This window comes from Roseovarius sp. W115, assembly GCF_032842945.2.
GTDB classification, from domain to species: Bacteria; Pseudomonadota; Alphaproteobacteria; order Rhodobacterales; family Rhodobacteraceae; genus Roseovarius; species Roseovarius rhodophyticola.
Map to the genome: position 1 here is coordinate 1,267,628 of NZ_CP146606.1, position 16,805 is coordinate 1,284,432.

Consider the following 16,805-nt stretch of genomic DNA (forward strand, 5'->3'; position numbering starts at 1 on the left):
GGTCTGCTGTGAGCCCGACTTGACCAATTGATTTTCACTAACTGGGGTCGCTTGCATCCTCCAAATCACAAAAAAATGGCGAGAGGTTCTCGTCAATCAAAGTCTGAACTCTTCCTTTTTTCATAACCAGTGCTTGAAACTGATTTTCCCGCCCGTTTTTGTCTTCGTCGTCGTGAAAGTGAAGAATTCCATATGACCCAGGTGCAATCTTCGATACCAGTTGCACGAGTTCAGTAACCTCCGTCCAGCGACTGTCTCGATGATTGAAGTTTCCGTTTATCAAAAGGCTATAGCATCCGTTCTGCTGCATTAACTTTGCAGCCAGATTGAAATTGCTCAACTTGCTGATCGCCTTCTCAATTTGAAAAATTGCAGAAGACAGCACTTCATCGGATTCATCTTCTTCGCGAAACGCTTCTCGGATTGTAAACCAACCATGCAGTTCTACCATGCCGAACTCAGCTCACGGGCTGCCCTCAATTCATTTTCCCAATGCTAGTCACTTATTGGGGCTGGAGGAAGGTCTGTTTCGTCCCCAGCTGCTCGTTGCTAGCACAAAAAAGGCCCGCGCAATGGGCGGGCCTTCTGTCTAGATGAGGTTGCGATTACTTCTTCAACGCATCGCGGATTTCCATCAGGACATCCAGCTCGCTTGGGCCGGGGTCTTCCTCTTCCGCTGGTTCTTCTTTGACGGCGGCGTCTTTCACCTTGTTCACGTAACGCACCAGCATGAACACCACGAACGCGATGATCAGGAAGTTGATGATGGCCATGATGAACGCACCGTAAGCGAACACAGCAGCACCGCCTTCTCGGGCCGCTTCCAGCGACGCGCCTTCTGCCACATCACCCGACAGAACAGCGTAGTTATTGGTAAAGTCGATCCCGCCCATGAACAGACCGATGATCGGGTTGATCAGGTCGCCGACGAGCGATGTCACGATCGCTGTGAACGCCGCACCAATGATGATACCAACGGCCATGTCCATGACATTGCCCTTGGCGATGAAGTCTCTGAATTCCGAAAGCATTCTTGTGTCCTCTCTGTATACCCACGGCACGTAACCCTGGCCGCTTGCGGCAAGTATCTAGCACAAGATACGCTGCTGTATTGAGGAAAGACGGGGGAAAGCTGCCACACAGCTCCCCGCGTGGCGTCTGCGCATCACTCATTGCGAACTTGATGTTTGCCGCATTGTCCATACAAACATGCAATTCCCCAAAATCATTGACTTTTCCACGGCATTATCAAACGCTCAGTCACGAACCAAAATTGGAAAAAACATGGTGGACCGCGAAAGTGAATTGATCGCTGGTATCGACGTAGGCGGTACGTTCACAGATCTCGTGCAGCTTGATCAAACAACCGGTCAGGTACGGTTGGCGAAGGTTCCCACGACATCTGACAATCAAGCACTGGGAGTGATGACCGCACTGAACGCGGCGGAGTGTGATCTGGCGTCCCTCAGTCTCATCATCCACGGCACCACGACCACCACCAATGCGGTGCTTGAGCGCAAACTCAGCCGTACCGGGCTGATCACGACCCGCGGCTTTCGCGATGTACTTGAACTTGGCCGCCGCACGCGACCACAGGCCTATGGAATGACAGGGCATTTCACCCCGATTATTCCGCGTGATCTTCGGCTGGAAGTGCCCGAACGTGTGGACGCGACAGGTCAGGTCCTTGTTCCACTTGACGAAGAGGCCGTTAGACAGGCAGGTGAAGCACTTTTGCAGGCAGGCTGCGAGTCTGTGGTTGTGCATTTCCTGCATGCCTATGCCAATCCCGACCATGAAACCCGCGCTGCCGAAGTCTTGGCCGAGGTTTGGCCAAACCCACATATCACCATGGGGCATTCAATCTTACAGGAATCGCGCGAGTATGAGCGTGGCGTGACGGCCGCGGTTAATGCCAGTGTGCAGCCTATTCTTGAACGCTACCTCGGGCGGTTGACGCAAGACGCCGCAGATGCGGGATATCCCGGCGAGATACTGGTGATGAATGGCAATGGCGGCATGGCCTCGGCCCGCACGGTGGCCAAGGAGGCCGCCAAGACAGTCATGTCTGGCCCGGCCTCTGGCGTCATGGCGGCGGCCTATACGGCGCGCCTCACCGGTCACGAAAACCTCATCACCTATGACATGGGGGGCACATCCACTGACGTGGCCCTGGTGCGGTCTTCAGAACCCGCAGTTTCGAACGAGATTGAGATCGAATACGCGATGCCCATCCACGTGCCGATGGTCGATGTCCGCACCGTGGGTGCAGGCGGCGGATCAATAGCGCGTGTCACCTCTTCTGGCCTCTTGGAGATCGGCCCGGAAAGTGCGGGCGCTGATCCTGGGCCGATTTGCTATGGCAAGGGCGGCAAAGAGCCCACGATTTCAGACGCAAACCTCATTCTTGGACGCCTCAACCCGCACAGCGTTGTGAAATCCGGTGGAACGGCAACGGATATTGTAGCGCGTATATTTGCGGAGAAGCTGGCTGAGCCATTAGGCCTCGATGTCACCGACGCAGCACTGGCCGTGATACAAATGGCCAACACCAAGATGGCCGGGGCCATTCGCATGGTGTCACTGTCTTTAGGTGCCGATCCGCGCGATTTTGCACTTTTCGCATTTGGCGGCGCCGGCCCGCTTCATGCCAGCGCCCTTGCCAGAGAACTTGGAATCCCAAAAGTATTGGTGCCAGCGCGACCGGGGATCACCAATGCAATTGGCTGCGTCACCGCAGATTTGCGTCATGATTTTGTGCAGACAATCAACCGGCCAGTGGATGCTCTTGGAGACACTGAACTTGCCTCGGTTTTTGCCGGTCAAGTGCGGGAGGGAGACGCGCTAATTGGCAAGGAGCGCCTACCTGTCAAAGCCATCCGCCACTTGTATAGTGTGGACATGCAATTCGTGGGTCAAACCCATCTTTTGCGGGTGCCCTTGGAGTCCCCCGATATAAGCCCTCACGCGCTTCATGATCTCTTTGCGCAGGCCTATTTCAACCGCTTCCGTGTCGAGCTGGAGGAAATCCGTGCACAGGTGGTGAATGTAAATTGCTCAGTCATAGCAGAGCGCCCGCCGCTTGATCTATCGAAGCTCATTGACCCCGAAGGGCGTAAGCCTTGCTTGATTGAGGCACAAACAGGCACGCGACGTATTTGTTTTCATGGCACCTGGCATGACACGCCGGTCTATTGGCGCGATCATCTGCCTCTCGACTTTTCCTGCGAAGGTCCGGCCGTGATCGAACAGATGGACACGACCGTTCTGATTGAGCCTCAGGATCACGCAAAAGGCGACGCCCAGGGCAATATCGAGATTGAGATTGGGGTTCAGATGACCGTTGATCCAATCACGTTATCGGTCATTCAAGCCGGATTGCAACAGGTCTGCGATGAAATGGACCTCGCCTTTTCCCGCGCGGCCTTCTCGCCCGTTATTGCCGAGGCCAATGACCGCTCCGATGGGATTTATGACGCCAAGGACGGCTCCCTCATCGCGCAGGGCGCAGGCGGTCTGCCGGTCTTTGTCGGGACGATGCAGTATTCAACGCGCACGCTTATCGAAATGACCGCGGATGGACGTGCAGGCGCACCTGAACCGGGTGATATCTATATTGTCAACGACCCCTATCTGGGCGGTACGCATCTTATGGATGTCCGGTTCGCGCGGCCCTTCTACCGCGGTGACGTGCTCTTTTGCTGGCTATCAAACACCGGGCATTGGCCAGATACGGGCGGTGCTGTGCCCGGTGGGTTTTCCGCCTCTGCGACCGCTGTGGAGCAGGAAGGCTTGCGCCTGCCTCCCGTGAAGCTCTTCAAACGGGGAGAGATGGATGCGGAGATTTACGCCATTATCTGTTCAAACATCCGCGTTGCCGAACAACGCATTGGCGACGTCAAGGCACAAGCCGCGGCACTCGACCTTGGCGCAGAGCGCCTGGGCGCTTTGATGGATCGGTACGGCGATGATGTCGTGGCCGAGGCCATTGCCGAACTGCGGCACCGCGCCGCCAGCCAGATGCGCGCCTCGATCAGGGCCATTCCCAAAGGCACGCATCATTCCGTGGCCTGGGTCGATAGTGACGGCGTGGTCAATGAGCCGTTGGAAATCAGGCTCGCAGTCACCCGTGACACGGATGAACTCACATTCGACTTCTCCGGCTCGTCACCGCCTTGTCTTGGGCCCATGAACTCCGTACGCGCCACCACGCTCAGCTCGGTCTACCTTGCCATGCGGCATATCTTTCCCGAAGTGCCGATCAGCGCAGGCGCGTTTGAGCCTCTTCACGTCACCGGAATCGAAGGCACGTTTCTTGATGCGCAATATCCACGCCCCGTCTCGGGCTGTGCCGCCGAGGTGAGCCAGCGCATCGCCGAGGCCGTCTTTGCCGCTCTGGTTGAGGCGCTACCGGACCGCGTCACTGCCGCACCTGCGGGCACAAGTGGTAACTTTGCACTCGGCGGACACGACCCGGATCGCAACAGAGACTTCGTGATGTATCAGCTATCCGGCGGCGGTTACGGCGGCTGGTCCGGTGGGGATGGGATCAGCAACGGCTGTTCCACCATTGGCATTTCCAAGGCCCCACCGGTTGAAATCATGGAACAGGCTTTTCCCGTGCTTTATCACCATTACGCCCTGCACGAAGGATCAGGTGGCGCGGGTTTGCAGCGCGGGGGGTTTGGGCTCGACTACGAACTTGAGTTGCGGCGGGGACAGGCCAAGGCCAGCTTTGTGATGGACCACGGCCGTTATGGGCCACAGGGCGCTTTGGGTGGCCAAGACGGTGCGCCGAACACCGTCACAGTCTGGCGCAATGGAGAGGCCTACACGCCGGAACACTTGTCAAAAGAACAGGACATTCCGCTCACTGCCGGAGATCGCGTGCGCGTGCAGACACCCGGTGGCGGTGGCTATGGGGACCCCTTTGAGAGAGATCCAGACCTCGTCGCGGAGGATGTGCGTCTAGGGCGTTACAGCGCTGCGCAAGCCGAAGAGTTTTTTGGCGTCGTGATGCGCAACGGGCGACCCGATCTGGCCGCCACGGCTCATCTTCGTCTGCAAAAACCCTGACACATCAGCCGCGTGCGCCCTGCCCGCGGGCATAGACATCTTCGTAGCGCACAATGTCATCTTCACCCAAATAGCTGCCGGTCTGCACCTCGATCATCGTCACCGGAACTTTGCCGGGATTTTCCAGCCGGTGTTTTTCACCAAGAGGCACGTAGACTGATTGGTTTTCCGCCACGAGCTTGACGTTTTCACCGATGGTGACCTGTGCCGTTCCTTCAACAACGATCCAGTGTTCGGCACGGTGGACATGGCTTTGTAGCGAGAGCCGCCCGCCGGGTTTCACCACGATGCGCTTCACCTGAAACCGGCCAGCCAGAGCAAGCGTTTCGAAATAGCCCCAGGGTCGGTGATCGCGGGCAAATTCCTCGGCTTGCGACACACCCTTTGTCTTCAATTCTTTGACGACGCGGCCCACATCCTGCGCGCGATCCTTATCCGCCACCAGAACCGCATCCGGCATCGCCACAACCATGATGTTTTCCAACCCGATACCGACAAGCTCAAGCCCTTCACTTTCTGAACGCAGCAGCACGTCTTTACAGTCAATCGCCGTCGCAGGGCCACACAAGGCGACACCGTTCTCATCTTGATCGCTTTCGTCCAGCACGGCTTTCCAGCTGCCAAGATCAGACCAATGCGATGAATAAGGTACGACAGAGAGGTTCCCGGCCTTTTCCATCACTGCATAGTCCACCGACAGGTCTTCGCATTTCTCCCACGGTTCGGCGGCAAGGCGTAGAAACCCAAGATCAGCTTCGGCATCTTCAATTGCTGCTTTCACCAACGCGAGCATGTCAGGCGCATGAGCTTCATAGGCGGCCAGAATGACCTTGGCGGAAAACAGGAATATCCCTGCGTTCCAAAGAAACGTTCCGCTTTTGACCATGCCTTCGGCGGTCGCAAGATCGGGCTTTTCCACAAACCGACGCAGGTCGATGGGATCACCGGATCCGTCCGGTTTGTTTTCAAGCTCCAGATAACCATAACCCGTCTCGGGATAGCCCGGCGTGATGCCAAAGGTCACGATCTGACCGGCCTCTGCCGCAACACGCCCGGCCTCAACTGCTGCGCCGAACGCTTTGGCATCTGCAATGACGTGATCCGAGGGGACCACCAAAACAAGCGCATCTTCATCGTCCTGCATCGCATAAAGCGCCGCGGCCAGAACCGCAGGCGCGGTGTTCCGCGGCGCTGGCTCAATCAGAACAGCACCAGGATCAATGCCCACCGACATCAACTGCTCCGTCACGATGAATCGAAAATCGGAATTGGTCAGCACCAAAGGCGCATCCATTCCAGCGTCCTTCAAACGGCGTGCGCAAGCCTGAAAAAGGCTTTCGCCACCCACGATATCGGAAAACTGTTTTGGAAAGCTTTTACGCGACAGCGGCCAGAGACGTGTGCCCGTCCCGCCGCAAAGTACTGCGGGTTTAATGCGACCCATGGACACCATAATCCTTCTACGTCTAACAATGCGCTCGGTATATCACGCTCCGATTCCGTGACAACCACCACAGATTTTGACTATAAATTGCGTCATGACTATGAAGATTTGCGCCTTACTTCAGGCAGTTTGTGGGCGTATTGCACCATTTAAGAGGTTTGAATGTTAACAGTTACCGAAACCGCCTTAGCGGGCGTACTACTGCTAGAGCCGCGCCGGTTTGGTGATCACCGAGGGTTTTTTTGCGAAAGCTGGAATAAGTCGCGCATGGCCGAGCACGGAATTGATACCGAGTTTGTTCAGGACAACCACTCGCTTTCGAAAGAGGCAGGAACCGTACGAGGGCTACATTTTCAGTCGCCCCCTCACGCGCAGGCCAAGCTGGTGCGCTGCGGACGCGGTGCTCTTTTTGACGTGGCCGTGGATATTCGCAAGGGAAGCCCGACATACGGTAAATGGGTGGGCTACGAGCTGAGCTTCGAAAACGGCAAACAGCTTCTTATCCCCGAAGGTTTCCTGCATGGGTTTGCTGCCCTGACACCCGAAACCGAAATCATTTACAAGTGCTCGGACTATTATGCGCCGGAATGTGATGGCGCCGTGCGGTTTGACGACCCTGATATCGGTATCGACTGGGGACTTGATAGAGACCCTATTCTATCCGAAAAAGATGCCGCTGCGCCCCTCTTGCGCGATTTTGACACGCCCTTTTCTTACGTGGACTGAAGATCATGAAAATCCTTGTCACCGGTGGCGCCGGTTTTATCGGATCAGCGGTTGTACGTCTTGCCGTGGCGCGTGGGCATGAGGTGGTCAACCTCGACGCGCTGACCTATGCCGCTTGCCTCGACAATGTGGCCGATGCCGCTCTAAGCAACCTCTACAGTTTCGAGCATGCCGATATCCGTGACCGTGCCGCACTTGACCGTATTTTTTCGACCCACCAACCAGATGCCGTGATGCACTTGGCCGCCGAAAGTCACGTGGACCGTTCCATTGACGGTCCACGTGATTTCATCGAAACCAACATCACCGGCACCTACAACATGTTAGAGGCCGCGCGCGCATATTGGGTGCAAGCGGGTAAACCCGATACCTTCCGGTTTCATCATATTTCGACAGACGAAGTATATGGCTCATTGCCAGATAACCCATCCGCGCAGTTCACGGAATCCACACCCTATGACCCGCGCAGCCCCTATTCCGCGTCCAAGGCCGCGTCCGACCATCTGGTCCGTGCCTGGCAGGAAACCTATGGTCTGCCGGTTGTTCTGACCAACTGCTCAAACAACTACGGCCCCTACCACTTCCCGGAAAAGCTGATCCCGGTCACGATCCTTAATGCGCTTGGCGGTAAGCCGCTCCCGATCTATGGCGATGGCTCAAACATCCGGGACTGGCTCTATGTTGAAGACCACGCTGATGCGCTTTTGTTGGTGCTGGAGAAAGGTAAACTTGGTCGGTCCTATAACATCGGCGGAGAGAACGAGCGCACCAACCTGGAATTGGTTAAAACGCTCTGCAGTATCCTTGATGACTTGCGCCCGCGCAGCGATGGCAAACTCTACGCAGACCAGATTGAATTCGTGACCGACCGGCCGGGGCACGATGCCCGCTATGCCATCGACCCTAGCCGCATCCGTGACGAGCTGGGTTGGCGGCCTTCTGTGACGGTCGAGGAAGGCCTTAGAAAAACTGTGAAATGGTATCTCGACAACGAAGCCTGGTGGCAGGCTCTCCTCAACCGTGATGGCGTTGGAAAACGACTCGGCACCGGCTGAATCAATAAGGACCAAACAGAAATGACCCTTCTCGTTTTCGGCAAAACCGGACAGGTCTCAACCGAACTGGGGCAGCTGTCGGAAGCCATCTGCCTTGGCAGGGCAGAGGCTGATCTGAGTGACCCCGCAGCCTGCGCTAAGGCCATCAAAGCGGCCAACCCACGCGTCGTAATCAATGCCGCGGCTTACACCGCGGTGGACCGGGCCGAAGAGGAAGAAGACCTCGCCACGATTATCAATGGCGACACGCCTGGTGCAATGGCAGCGGCCTGCGCCGAATTGGGTGTTCCTTTCGTGCATATCTCAACCGACTACGTGTTCGACGGTCAGGGCGAGGCACCTTTTTTGCCACATGCCGAAACCAACCCATTGGGCGCTTATGGGCGCAGCAAACTCAAAGGTGAGGCGCTTGTCCGCGCAAGCGGAGCAACTCACGCCATCTTGCGCACGTCCTGGGTCTTCTCAGCGCACGGCAACAATTTCGTCAAAACCATGCTGCGTGTCTCCGAGACGCGGAATGAGCTAAAGGTCGTTGATGACCAGATCGGCGGACCGACCTCTGCACGGTCAATTGCAAGGGCCTGTTTGAGCTTTGCAGATCAGCTTGGCAAAGCGCCTGACAAGTCCGGCACCTACCATTTCTCCGGTGCACCCGACATAAGCTGGCATGGTTTCGCCACCGAAATATTTTCTCAAGTCGGCAAGCCAATGACCATCCATGCCATCTCGACCTCGGAATATCCAACACCAGCTGCACGACCTGGTAACTCCCGTATGGACTGCAACAGCACGCAGCAGAATTTCGGAATCGCTCAGCCCGAATGGCAAGCCGACCTTGCCGAGGTGCTGGAAGAATTGGACGCTTTAGGCTAAGCAATCGCCGGGGGCGGCAAAGGAACAGGCAATGACAACTCGCAAGGGCATTATCCTCGCCGGCGGATCCGGAACCCGGCTCTATCCGATCACTATTGGTGTGTCGAAACAGATCCTGCCAATCTATGACAAACCGATGATCTACTATCCGCTGAGCGTTCTAATGCTCGCCGGGATCCGCGACATCGCGGTGATCACCACGCCGCAGGATCAGGACCAGTTCAAGCGCACGCTTGATGATGGCAGCCAATGGGGTCTGAACCTGACTTATATCGAACAGCCTTCACCAGACGGTCTGGCACAAGCCTACTTACTGGCTGATGATTTCCTAGGTGGTGCCCCTTCAGCAATGGTTCTGGGGGACAACATCTTCTTTGGACACGGGCTGACCAAGCTCTTGCAGGAAGCCGACCAAGTCACAAAAGGTGGCACGGTCTTTGGCTATAATGTAGCTGATCCAGAGCGCTATGGTGTGGTGGGATTTGATGCTGATGGCCATGTCACGCAAATCATCGAAAAACCCACTAAGCCACCGTCGAACTATGCGGTTACAGGGCTCTATTTCCTTGATGGCAATGCACCAGAGCGCGCACGCAAGGTCAAACCATCAGACCGCGGCGAGCTGGAAATTACCACGCTATTGGAAAGCTATCTGCAAGACGGGCTACTGGATGTGAAACGCATGGGGCGTGGTTATGCCTGGCTCGATACAGGCACGCATGGATCTCTTCTTGACGCGGGAAATTTCGTAAGAACCCTGGAAGAGCGACAGGGGTTGCAAACCGGCTCTCCCGACGAAATCGCCTTTGAACAAGGTTGGATCAGCGCTTCTGAACTGCGCGACCGGGCGGAGAAATTCCAAAAAAATGATTATGGTCAGTATCTTCTGGGACGCCTCGGTGAGAGCTAGACATGTCTAGAACCAACGCCCAATCGCGAGAACTCGCAGATCGACGCTCTCGCCGCTGCCAAAGCTGGCTCCGGCCAATGTGTTAACGTTGAGTGTGACATTCGTTGAGCCGAGACCCGAAACGGTCAACCCGGTCACCCCTGCCACCGTGACGGAAGGCGCGGTCAAGGCAAGGCTGTCGCTATCAAGCGTACCCTGCACATTCGGCATACTGCCGCTGGCAAAGATCATTGGATAGCTCCACGCGGCCGAACACAGCCCGGCGCTGATATAGGCGAGAGTGGCGTTGAATTGGCACATCTGCGTGCCATCCGCGAACCGGATGTAATCGCCATTGGCCGTGCTGCCGCGTTCGATCACGGCACCGGTGGGAATGCCTGCATTTTCAGAAACCACACCAAGGACGTTGCCCGGACCATACCCGTAGTCAGTGCGCATCAAGCGTCCGGGGGTTACATCAGCCGGGCCGCTCTGAACAGCCTCACCACTGGCAAACCCAGAGGCGGGATCAAAGCTAAGCGCGGTGTTCCAAACCGCACCATCAGCGCTCACCTTGATCGCAAATGCATCGTCTCCCGCGGTTCCCATTTCGGCGCGCCCGGACCAACCGGTTTGGAACAAAAGGCTGGCGGTGTCGGTCGCTACGGATTTGTTGATTTTGAGCTGGTGCCCCGCCCCTGCATGGCTGAGCAAACTGGCTTCGGCGGCGACAGCCAAACGGTTGGTACTATCTGAATTCGTACCAATCCCAACACCGCTGAGATTTTGCAGTGAGGTGGCCTCCCCTGCCCAAGCGGTGCCGTCCCAAATGACGGTTTGCAAGTCGCTCAGAACATAGACCCTCCAGCCGGGACGCGCTGTCAGAAACTGCCAGGCTGTGCCGTCGAAATAGGCCAAGGCATGATCCTGGCCTGACCAGGTTCCAACCGCAGCACTTGGTACGATATGGCATTCTCCGGCAACGGGATCGGCAGGCGGAGATGTGCTATCGCGGGTGAGCACGACGGCCTGCACCAGGGCATCAAGCCGCATCAGCGCTTCGTTATGGGTGACGTGTTTTTGAGCCTGGGATGGTTGGATCAGCGGCAGAGACAAAGCCGGAGTTTGTTCGGACATGGCGCACCTGTGAGGACAAGATGGGCAAAGGCTGATGCTAGAGATTAAAAAAGTCGTAAGCTTTGCGTGCGTTGCTTTGTTGTCAAACTTTCTAAAATGAAAACAAATAGTTAGATAGCTCATCCATATCAGAATAGTTGAGCAGTGTCAGGCGATCGCCATCTCCGAAGTCGAGAAAAAGGGAACCATTTCCCACTGTTGCATAGTTTGTGACGATCTCCTGCGCGGTCAAACCATCCACCGCCGGTACAAATGCGCGCTCAATCGCGATCTTATCAGCGTGGGCAAGATTGAAGTCTTCGACGACGTCTGCTCCGCCATTGAACACAAAGGTATCGCTGTGCGTTCCTCCACGCATCACGTCATTGCCTGCCCCACCGTCAAGCCTGTCTGAATGTGCCCCTCCGTTCAGATAATCGTCTCCCGCCCGACCATAGAGCCGGTCCGCACCTTCGCGCCCGAAAAGCCGGTTAACCCCGGCATCGCCAAACAGGTCATCGCCAAAGACCGACCCGGCCAGATCTTCGATGTCGACAAATATGTCTCCTGTGGCTTCACCTGTGTTCACAGACGGATTCATCAGATCAACTGTAACTGCGGTGAGGCTTTCTGAGTATTGCGCCCGATCTCGGTTTGGCCCACCATCCAACACATCGCCATCCACCCCGCCGAAAAGAACATCATCGCCGATACCCCCCATAAGCGTGTCCTCCCCGCGCCGGCCATAAAGATAGTCAACATTCCGCATCCCTTGCAGAAGATTGTCATCCAAAGTGCCACGCAAGTTGTCTTGTCCTTGACTGCCAATAACGTTCTCGATGCTGACGTAACTGTCCCCGGCTGCAATATTTGTGTTTACCGAAGCAAACATCAGATCCACGCGTAACGACCCCAACGAGCCTGTGTAATCTGCGGTGTCTATCCCATCACCACCGTTCAAGATATCTGCACCCGCGCCTCCATTGAGGGTATCATTCCCGCCGCCACCTGAAAGGATGTCTGCTCCTCCAAGGCCGGATAGTGCATCGCCAGCAAGGTTGCCGTTGTAGACATCATCCCCCTCCGTGCCCTGCCAGATTTCAGACTCAACCCAAAGCCCGACATCAACATGCCCCAAACCAAGCAAATCAGTATCGCTCAGCATGTCCTCGGTGATCGTCGTGAAGGCGGAAGAGATGACATCCAGACGTTCGTCGCCAAAGGTGATCCGGATACCATTGCTGAGCTCCTGAAACTGAAGAGACGACTTTGAGTAAATGCGCCCCCAGCTGGTAAGATCGATCCGATCGAGCCCCACTTCGAAACCATTTATTCGATCCCGGACGCCGTCGGCACTCAGGATAAAAATATCCTCTCCCGCACCTCCTGTAAGGGTATCAAATCCACCGCCATCATAAAGGATATCGCGGCCGATACTGCCATTGAGGTGATCCGCGCTGTCAGACCCGACCAGAATGTCGTTCTGAGATGAACCTGTAAGGGTGCCGCCAGTTGATGGAGCGTGGGACACCAAACCGGGATCAACATTCACCGTCCAGGCATCAATCGCACTGGCCGCTTCGGATGTGGTGTAGAGGTGCAGGATTCCATCTTCATAAAGCGCTGTCAGGGATGTCAGGTCATCAATTGGCGCATCTTGAGTGCCCTCTCGACTTTCGAGATGGACCAACCGACCACCTGGCAAAAGGGTAAAGAGGCTGACGCCGTCATCCTGTCCGCTTGCGAGGACAAAGACCTGCGTTCCGGCGCTTACGATCTCAAGCTCGCTAGTCCCAGCAAAGCGACTGTTGAGATCGTCAATCACCTGATCGCGCGCCTCGATCATCCCCGTGGCCGAGATGTTCAATACTGATATCGAGCTCGTCCCTGAAGCCGCGACAATGGCGTATGTCTCACCTTGGAATTCTATGACTTCAATCGCCGAAGGCGCTGCCACGCCAAAGCCATTCTGCGACCCGATTGTGTCGCGAAGAACGAGGCCGTTCAGAGAGTCTTTTGCATAGCTGTTGATCGTGCTGCTGGCACTCGAAACGGACAGTATGAACAGGTTGCTGCCAATCTGCGCTTGCGCCAACAGAAGATTGTCGAACCCTGATGGGCTTTGGGCTGTCGGGAGATTTTGCCACAAGGTGATACCAGCGCCTGTGCGTTGCCAAATGTCAATTTCACCTCGCTCCCGCGTCGTTGTGTAAATCAGGTCTTGGGGTCCGGAGATATCGTGAACCAGAGACAGAATGGCACCTTGCCCGAGGCCACCGTTGAGTACCGGATCAAGTCCGCCGCTTTGATTTACTGTATACGCTGTGAACCCTTGATCATTTGAACCAAATGACCAAAGCACGTCCTGCCCATCAAGCGACCCGCTTTGAAGCGCGCGTTGTGTAGACAAACCCGGCCCACCGGCAACATCCGTGGTTTGCATTTGTGACGTTGTATCCGAGACTTGCCAGCTGAAAATTTCGTCCGCATCCGCAGAGGACGCACTCAGCCATTGCTGGCCGTTGTGCAGAATGATCTGCGCATCCGAGAAACCCGCCACGGCCTGATCGGATGACGGGAACACCCGCCGCTCATGATTGATGTACAAAACCGAAACCTCACCCGAACCATATGCATCCAACAGAATGCTTCAAAAGCTGTGCATTTAAGCGCTCGGATCACGGCGGATTCTTGACGAATAGAGCGAATTTTAATTTGGCTTTGGCAATGTTGGCCGTGGGTTTTCGTTAGAAAAATCAATTCTTGAGGCCATAATTTGTCGCGATCTAATCCACATATCACAATTGCGCTTTGCACGTACAATGGTGCGGCATATCTCCAAGAACAGCTGCAGTCATTCTTGAACCAAACTCACAAGAATTGGTCCCTCTGGATCAGTGATGATGGCTCAACCGACGACACCTGGAAAATTCTGCAAGAGTTTCAAGCTCGGCATGGCTGTGCACACGACATCCGCCTGCTGCACGGACCCGGAAATGGAGTATGCCAGAATTTTCTGTCGCTTTTGTGCCACCCTGATTTTCCGGATAGCTATGTGGCATTTGCTGATCAGGATGACATTTGGCTTAAGGGTAAGCTTAGTCGTGCTCTGAGAGTCATGCGTGATGATCAGCAAGAGCCCGTTCTTTATGGTGCGCAGAGCTTTCATGTCTCACAGGATCTGCAGCCGCTTGGAAGGTCCAAGATGCCAAAACAAAAACCATCCTTCGAAAACGCCATCGTGCAAAATGTGATGAGCGGTCACAGCATGGTCTTATCTCCGGGTGCGCGGCGTCTTCTGCGCAGTTTTGGATGCCCGCGTGAAGTGCCGTTCCATGACTGGTGGATCTACCAAGTTGTGAGTGCTGCTGGTGGCCGCGTGGTGTTGGATACACGCCCGGTTCTCCTCTACCGTCAGCATGAAACGAACGTGCTAGGTGCCTCTCGGGGTCTGGCAGCTTTTGTCATGCGTCTGAAGGCTATCGGGACGCAGACCTATAAAGCCTGGGTTTCCAAGAATTTGGACGCCCTTTGGCACTGTCGTTGCCATCTTACGCACGATGCTCGGGAGAAAATCAGACAATACAGAGAGGCGCATGTATCGCGCGGCGCAGGCCGTGCCGCCTTGCTGCGAGGATTGGGCATTAAACGCCAGGCAGCGCTTGGGACGGCCGGGCTTTACCTGGCGGGTGCCATGGGTTGGGTGTGACAGCTATGTTTCACACCTGCGCTGCCATGTTGGATTGATGATGCGCAATCGCATCTTCCACATCATCATAGTAGTATAGCTGACCGTTTTCGAGCACAGCACCAGCATCACACAACGCGCGCAGTTGCCCCACACCGTGAGAAACCATAATTGCACCTGCTGTTTTCATTCGTTCGGCGAAAACGATGGCACTCTTTTCGCGAAACGCCGTATCGCCAACGGACGTGACCTCATCAACTAGGTAAGTCTCAAAAGGCACACCCATGGACACACCAAAGGCCAGGCGGGACTTCATGCCCGCCGAATATGTGCGGAAGGGCTGATTGAAATGTGCGCCCAACTCGGCAAATTCCTCGACGAATGCAACCAGTTCTTCAGTGTCCACACCATAGATCCTTGCCACAAACCGCGCGTTCTGCGCCCCGGTCAAATCTCCATGGAACGACCCGGCAAACCCGACCGGCCATGACACACCACCTTTGGTGATGACACGCCCGCTGGAAGGGTCCATTGTTCCAGCGATCATTTTGAGCAAGGATGTTTTTCCGGCTCCATTCCGTCCAAGCAGTGCGACCGCGCGCCTTGGTGGGAAAACAGCGTTGACGTGATCCGCAATGACTTTCTTCCCGTAGCGAAAGCGGAACACTTTGGTCAGATCTTGCAAAACAATCATCGCCGGTCTTTGAGAGAGAATGCGACCAGAACGCTGATCGACCAGATCAGCACAAGAAAAAGCGATGTTAGCCCAAGCAACATGATCCGGCGCGGGTAAAGCGCTTGTTCGGCCAAAGTGGGCTCGATATGCGCCGCCAGATACCGGCTCTTGCGCCCGGCCTCAGCCTGAGCCGCATCAAACGCGCTTAGCGCAGAGATATAAGTCTGCTCTGCAAATTCCCGGTCCACCACCAATCGCTCATATTCGCCAAAAACTGTGGCCAAAGCGTCTGTTTCTCGGATGTCTCCTCCGGATATTCCCAGCTTGGACTTCTCACTTTCAATACGCCCCTTGATCACATCAACCTTGCGCCGCGCCTGATCTAAGCGCGGGTCATTGTCCCGCGTCGTCTCAGACAGAAGGTCCAACGAAATCAGCGCCTCGGCCAGTTGCGTCTGAAGATTTCCCAAAAGCCCCGCTTGTGTTTCCATATCTACACTCGGATCGACAATCTGATGCTCATTGCGAAACCGCGTTACGGCTTCGCGTGCCGATTTCAATCTTTCGACAGACGTCACAAGTTCGTCGCGCGCATAACGCACGGAATCTTCACGCGCGATCGCACTGAGACGGTTGATCATCTCAGTACTTTCTTCAAATATCGCCTGCGCAATCGCCTGGGCATCCAGCGGTGCAAAGGCGAGCACTTTGATTTCCAAAAGTTTCGAAGAGCTATCGTAGGACACGCGGACCATGCGTTGCCAATGGTCCACCAAATCTTCAATTTTTCCATCGGGATCAAAGGCGAAGACCGGATCATACTGAGGTTTCGACCAAATCGCCCTTAGATCAAGATTTGAGTCGATAGACGTCACAATTTTCTGACCGCTTAGAAACTGGAAGAGAATGTCCGTGTCCGAAGAGCTTGACCCGGACAGATCTGTGATGCCGCCAAATAGCTCAACGGCTGAGTTAACCTCTTCGCGACGCACCGAAAATCCGACGGTCGACGCAAATTGATCCTCGGCCACCTCCCAAAGGTAATAGGCCACCGCGGCCATGGGCAGGAGGACAAAGACCACAAAGCTGAGCAAGACCATTTTATGCCGGCGCCTGGGTCTGGCAGGCTTCGCCAAGGGTGGCACAACCGGCATCACAGCCCGCTGTTGCGGGGCCGTAGCGACAAGGTGTGTGGGGTTTATTTTCGCAAGCGTCACAACACTTCCTCAAGACATTCCGAGGATAGTGCTAGGCACGAAACC

General features: G+C 55.5%; 13 protein-coding genes. 6 read left to right on the plus strand and 7 right to left on the minus strand.

Annotated elements, in window-relative coordinates; genetic code table 11:
* Positions 1-37: 37 nt before the first annotated feature.
* Complete coding sequence (locus RZS32_RS06500) at positions 38-451, minus strand: Imm7 family immunity protein (RefSeq protein WP_317056203.1); 414 nt, start codon at positions 449-451, stop codon at positions 38-40.
* Between the two features lie 154 nt (positions 452-605).
* Positions 606-1,031, minus strand: a complete 426-nt coding sequence (gene mscL / locus RZS32_RS06505) for a large conductance mechanosensitive channel protein MscL (RefSeq protein WP_317056204.1) — start codon at positions 1,029-1,031, stop codon at positions 606-608.
* A 253-nt stretch (positions 1,032-1,284) separates the two neighbouring features.
* Here mscL and RZS32_RS06510 point away from each other — a divergent pair, with 253 nt between their 5' ends.
* Positions 1,285-5,076 carry a hydantoinase B/oxoprolinase family protein gene (locus RZS32_RS06510; RefSeq protein ID WP_339106850.1) on the plus strand — a complete coding sequence of 1,264 codons (3,792 nt, stop codon included), beginning with the start codon at positions 1,285-1,287 and terminating at the stop codon, positions 5,074-5,076.
* A 4-nt stretch (positions 5,077-5,080) separates the two neighbouring features.
* Here the strand turns inward: RZS32_RS06510 and RZS32_RS06515 are convergent, their stop codons facing one another.
* Entirely contained in the window at positions 5,081-6,520 is a 1,440-nt protein-coding gene (locus tag RZS32_RS06515; protein WP_317056207.1) for a mannose-1-phosphate guanylyltransferase/mannose-6-phosphate isomerase, read from the minus strand.
* Positions 6,521-6,682: 162 nt separating this feature from the next.
* On the opposite strand from RZS32_RS06515, the gene rfbC reads away from it, so the two are divergent.
* The 4 genes from rfbC to rfbA are packed head-to-tail and all read left to right on the plus strand — an operon-like array spanning position 6,683 to position 10,084.
* Positions 6,683-7,246, plus strand: a complete 564-nt coding sequence (gene rfbC / locus RZS32_RS06520) for a dTDP-4-dehydrorhamnose 3,5-epimerase (protein WP_317056208.1) — start codon at positions 6,683-6,685, stop codon at positions 7,244-7,246.
* A 5-nt stretch (positions 7,247-7,251) separates the two neighbouring features.
* The gene (rfbB, locus tag RZS32_RS06525) at positions 7,252-8,301 is read left to right on the plus strand and encodes a dTDP-glucose 4,6-dehydratase (protein WP_317056209.1); all 1,050 of its coding nucleotides are present in this window, start codon (positions 7,252-7,254) and stop codon (positions 8,299-8,301) included.
* Positions 8,302-8,322: 21 nt separating this feature from the next.
* Positions 8,323-9,174 (plus strand): dTDP-4-dehydrorhamnose reductase, encoded by an 852-nt coding sequence (gene rfbD / locus RZS32_RS06530; protein ID WP_317056210.1) that lies wholly within the window; start codon positions 8,323-8,325, stop codon positions 9,172-9,174.
* A 31-nt stretch (positions 9,175-9,205) separates the two neighbouring features.
* A complete protein-coding gene (rfbA, locus tag RZS32_RS06535; RefSeq protein ID WP_317056211.1) occupies positions 9,206-10,084 on the plus strand; it encodes a glucose-1-phosphate thymidylyltransferase RfbA in 879 nt (292 codons plus the stop codon).
* A gap of 6 nt (positions 10,085-10,090) precedes the next feature.
* Here the strand turns inward: rfbA and RZS32_RS06540 are convergent, their stop codons facing one another.
* Positions 10,091-11,200: a DUF2793 domain-containing protein gene (locus tag RZS32_RS06540; RefSeq protein WP_317056212.1), complete on the minus strand. Its 1,110-nt coding sequence runs from the start codon at positions 11,198-11,200 to the stop codon at positions 10,091-10,093.
* A gap of 91 nt (positions 11,201-11,291) precedes the next feature.
* Positions 11,292-13,820, minus strand: a complete 2,529-nt coding sequence (locus tag RZS32_RS06545) for a calcium-binding protein (protein ID WP_317056213.1) — start codon at positions 13,818-13,820, stop codon at positions 11,292-11,294.
* Positions 13,821-13,955: 135 nt separating this feature from the next.
* Here RZS32_RS06545 and RZS32_RS06550 point away from each other — a divergent pair, with 135 nt between their 5' ends.
* Positions 13,956-14,888 (plus strand): glycosyltransferase family 2 protein, encoded by a 933-nt coding sequence (locus RZS32_RS06550; RefSeq protein WP_317056214.1) that lies wholly within the window; start codon positions 13,956-13,958, stop codon positions 14,886-14,888.
* A gap of 10 nt (positions 14,889-14,898) precedes the next feature.
* Here the strand turns inward: RZS32_RS06550 and RZS32_RS06555 are convergent, their stop codons facing one another.
* Together RZS32_RS06555 and RZS32_RS06560 are read right to left on the minus strand one after the other, a co-directional pair.
* On the minus strand, positions 14,899-15,561 hold the full coding sequence (locus RZS32_RS06555) for an ABC transporter ATP-binding protein (protein WP_317056215.1): 663 nt from the start codon (positions 15,559-15,561) through the stop codon (positions 14,899-14,901).
* Complete coding sequence (locus RZS32_RS06560; RefSeq protein WP_317056216.1) at positions 15,558-16,643, minus strand: hypothetical protein; 1,086 nt, start codon at positions 16,641-16,643, stop codon at positions 15,558-15,560. Before RZS32_RS06560 ends, RZS32_RS06555 begins: the two co-directional genes overlap by 4 nt.
* Positions 16,644-16,805 lie beyond the last annotated feature (162 nt).